A 3,315-nucleotide genomic window follows, 5' to 3' on the forward strand; every position below is an offset into this window, starting at 1 on the left:
GAAGATGAAGTTGATCACCACCACCTTGCCTTTGATCATGTCATCGAAAAAACGCAGCTGTTGACCGTCCTGGTCGGTCAGCAGGGTGTTGGGGAAATAGTCGCCACCCCAGGGGGTGTTGTCTTCAACGACAGCGGGTTCGGCAGTGGATGCAGGAGCAGGTGTGGGCGTCGACGTTGGCTGGCTGGCGACCAGCAGCTGGCTGGCCAGCAAACCGGTCACCACCATCAGCACCAGGTGCATGCCCAAGGCTCGTGAGCGTGGTGTATGCATTTTCATGTCGACACCCTCTCTGTTCATTGCTTGACGGTCACTTTCAGACAGTAGCCATCACCGGTTGCCCATAACGCACCATCAACAGTTTTGGCGAAATCGAAAGAATCCTGGTTGGCCTCCGGCATGCTCAAATTGGCATTCAGCGCCGCCGGTTCATCAGCGGGTTCGTCGCAATAAGCCAAAGGGTCGGAAGGTTCTGGCTGTCGCTCGTCATCGATAGGGCTGGCGCGCAGTGTCGCTGTACTCAGTGTCATCGTCAGCAGGACGCCCAGGGGCGCTAACAGTCCTGGCCGTTTGAAGTTGCGCTGCGCTTTTTTTTCCATCACCAGCCGCCTCGATGTCGTGAACGGGGTGATGGTGCTGTAGCAAGGACCTCGCCAATTTTGTATCTGCTTTATAAAAAAGTATTAACACTCGCCAAAACAACGGTTTATCAACATCGATGTGCCATGACTGTGGAGATAGCTGGGGATTGCACCCACAAACGGGGGATAGTTCATCCCCATTTTCAGAGGGCCAGATTAAACAACAGGCGGACAGTGGTGCCCTCGCCTTCACGGCTTTGCAGGGTCACCGCACCACCAAAACGTTCCATGATCCGCTTGACCAGCACCAGCCCGACGCCCAGCCCGCCCTGCTTGGTGGTAAAGAATGGCCGGAAGGCCATGGCGCGCTGCTCTTCGCTCATGCCTTTTCCGGTATCGCTCACCCTCACGCTGACGCGCCGGGCATCGTGAGGTTCGATCAGGATGGTCAGGGTGCCGCCGCCGTCCATGGCTTCCACCGCGTTGGACAGCAGGCTGTTGAGAATCTGGGTCAGTTGCACCTGCTGACCCAGGACCATGGGCGTCTGGTCCGGCTCGAACACCACGTTGATCCTGGCCTTGCTGATCTGCTGCTCGTAAGCCATCAGGCTGTCATGCAGGGCCGCCACCAGGTTCACCGGTTCAGCCTCGTCGTTGAGCGGTCGCAGGGACTGGAGCAACTCCCGTACCCATTTCGACATGCGATCGACCTGAGCAATGATGTCGTTGATGTTCCCGTGTGCCGGACCGCTGTCGAACTCCATCGCCAGCTCGGCGCTTGAACGAATGTTCGCCAGTGGATTGCGCAGGCTGTGGGCGACCGCCGAGGACACCTCCCCCAGCGCCACAAAGGTTTCGTTGGTGATCAATTGCTTCTGCTGCGTCACCAGCAGGATCGCCGCCCGCCGCACGATCCAGTACAGGCCCAGGTAAATCAGACTGCCGCCCAGGGCGGTCGCCAGCCAGATCAGCACCAGGCCGCGCTGCATGCGGTTGATCAGGTCCTGCGGTTCCTTGTAAATCTCGACCATCGCCGTGACGTTGCGACCCTCGGCGTCGAACAAGGGAACGTAGTTTTCGATGAAGATGAATTTGGGTGGTTCCAGGAACTTCTGTTCCATGCGGGATTTGTCCACATCGTGGTAACTGCTCGACACGGGAAGCCTGGAGCTGAACGCCCGGTCGAGGTCTTCGTCGCCATAAATCGTGGTGCCCGTCAAGGCCGGGTTGGTCGACCAGATCACCCTGCGGTCGGGGGCATAGATGCTGGCCAGGATCACGTCCGGCAAATGTTCGACATGGTCGATGAAATCATCACGGAAATCGGCACGTGACAGCGGGTCGACGTCAGGAAAGTACTTGTCATTTCGTGGGTCGAGCAACTCACCCATGCTCGGGGAGTTGGGAATCGACACATGGCGCAACTCGGTCAAGGCAATCGACTGAATGAATTGCGAGGTCAATAGCGCATCGCGCTGCACGCTTTCGGTAATCACGAACCGCGAGGTCACCGCCCCCAGCGCCACCGCCACCATGCCGATCACCACCATGCTGACCAGCGAAAACCAGCGCAGCAGATCAAACGGCCGCTTGCGCGTGTTCAAACGGGCTTCGCTTTCGGTCACAAGCACTTTGGTCATTGAGTTCATGGACACGGTTCCCGGAAACCCCCTATAGGTTTATAGCCCACTCATGGCCGTTTGCCCGAACCTGGGGACTGCGATACCCCCCCGCCCCGCCGTCCCATCTCCCCCCAAAGTTGGGGACAGCTGCCCGCTCCCGAACTTCCCGGTCTATCACCCGTGACTGCGCCAATGCCTTTACTGCGAGCTTCTCACGGGCGTTTTCGCTGATTGGTATGGCAGTTGCCAAACACCCTGCCAACTGACCCGTCCCCAAGGGGCAGGTACTTCGATAGAGGGAATACTCATGCACCCTTTACTGTGCAAAACCGCGACCGCCCTGGTCGTGACCGCTCTAGCCCAAGGTATTGCCCAGGCAGCGCTGTTTGCCGTAGACCCCGGCCCCTACCTGCCAGCCAATGGCAATTTCTCCGCCTGGTATCAGGACACCCACGGCCGAACCCTTGACCTGTGTTTGTCAAAAGCTGTCAGTTCAAGGGTTACCAGCGCGCCAGGCGCCCCGACTTACATGTGTTCGTTGATCCCTGATCCCGGCATTTTCGACGACACCCAACCGTTGGTCTTCCCGACCAATTTCCCCGACGAAGCGTTCTGGGCCACCGGCGAAACCACCATCGTCGATGCCGCCCGAGGCATTGACCTGACCTATGTCTCGGCGCTTGAAGCCGCCTTCAGTGGCGATGATCCGCTGGAGGGCGACCAGATCAGCTTCGCCCGTATCCGTATTCGCATCGACGTGCCCACTGCCGGCACCTATGTTATCACCCACCCCTACGGCGTCGGGGCAGCTAGCGCACCAGCCGCTCGGCCAACGCCTTGGCCTGGCTCGCCACATCGGTGACGGCGGTACTTTCCCACCACATGCCGCGCAATGGCGGGCCCATGGCAAACAGGCGGCGGGCGGGCTGACCCTCGGCGTTCAGTACCGCGCCATCGACCTCTGCCGCGATGCCCAAGGCCAAAGGCCCCGGCCGCACCAGGCCGCGGGCGAGCAATTGCCGGGGTAGTGGTCGCGCGACCCGGCGCCAATCGTATTCGATACCGCTGGAGTTGATCAGGGCGGCACCGCTGACCACACTGGTCTGCGCCTC

The 3,315-nt window shown here is 59.8% G+C and carries 2 protein-coding genes and 3 pseudogenes; 1 reads left to right on the top strand and 4 read right to left on the bottom strand.

Annotation, left to right across the window (positions count from 1 at the left end; translation table 11 throughout):
• The 3 genes and pseudogenes from ACXRVY_RS21195 to ACXRVY_RS21205 all read right to left on the bottom strand — a co-directional run.
• Positions 1 to 279, bottom strand: a pseudogene (locus ACXRVY_RS21195) (SCO family protein); the annotation flags it as partial.
• A gap of 17 nt (positions 280 to 296) precedes the next feature.
• Positions 297 to 599 carry a hypothetical protein gene (locus tag ACXRVY_RS21200; protein ID WP_411740722.1) on the bottom strand — a complete coding sequence of 101 codons (303 nt, stop codon included), beginning with the start codon at positions 597 to 599 and terminating at the stop codon, positions 297 to 299.
• A gap of 185 nt (positions 600 to 784) precedes the next feature.
• The gene (locus ACXRVY_RS21205) at positions 785 to 2,230 is read right to left on the bottom strand and encodes a sensor histidine kinase (protein ID WP_223463539.1); all 1,446 of its coding nucleotides are present in this window, start codon (positions 2,228 to 2,230) and stop codon (positions 785 to 787) included.
• A 280-nt stretch (positions 2,231 to 2,510) separates the two neighbouring features.
• On the opposite strand from ACXRVY_RS21205, the pseudogene ACXRVY_RS21210 reads away from it, so the two are divergent.
• Positions 2,511 to 3,005 (top strand): annotated as a pseudogene (locus ACXRVY_RS21210) (hypothetical protein); the annotation flags it as partial.
• 7 nt (positions 3,006 to 3,012) lie between these two features.
• Here the strand turns inward: ACXRVY_RS21210 and ACXRVY_RS21215 are convergent.
• A pseudogene (locus tag ACXRVY_RS21215) lies at positions 3,013 to 3,315 on the bottom strand (FAD/NAD(P)-binding protein); the annotation flags it as partial.

It is taken from the genome of Pseudomonas sp. P5_A2_2 (assembly GCF_054177685.1).

Bases quoted from the DNA above. Each gene is read 5' to 3' on its own strand.
- ACXRVY_RS21200 (WP_411740722.1), bottom strand. From the start codon at position 599: ATGGAAAAAAAAGCGCAGCGCAACTTCAAACGGCCAGGACTGTTAGCG.
- ACXRVY_RS21205 (WP_223463539.1), bottom strand. From the start codon at position 2,230: ATGAACTCAATGACCAAAGTGCTTGTGACCGAAAGCGAAGCCCGTTTG.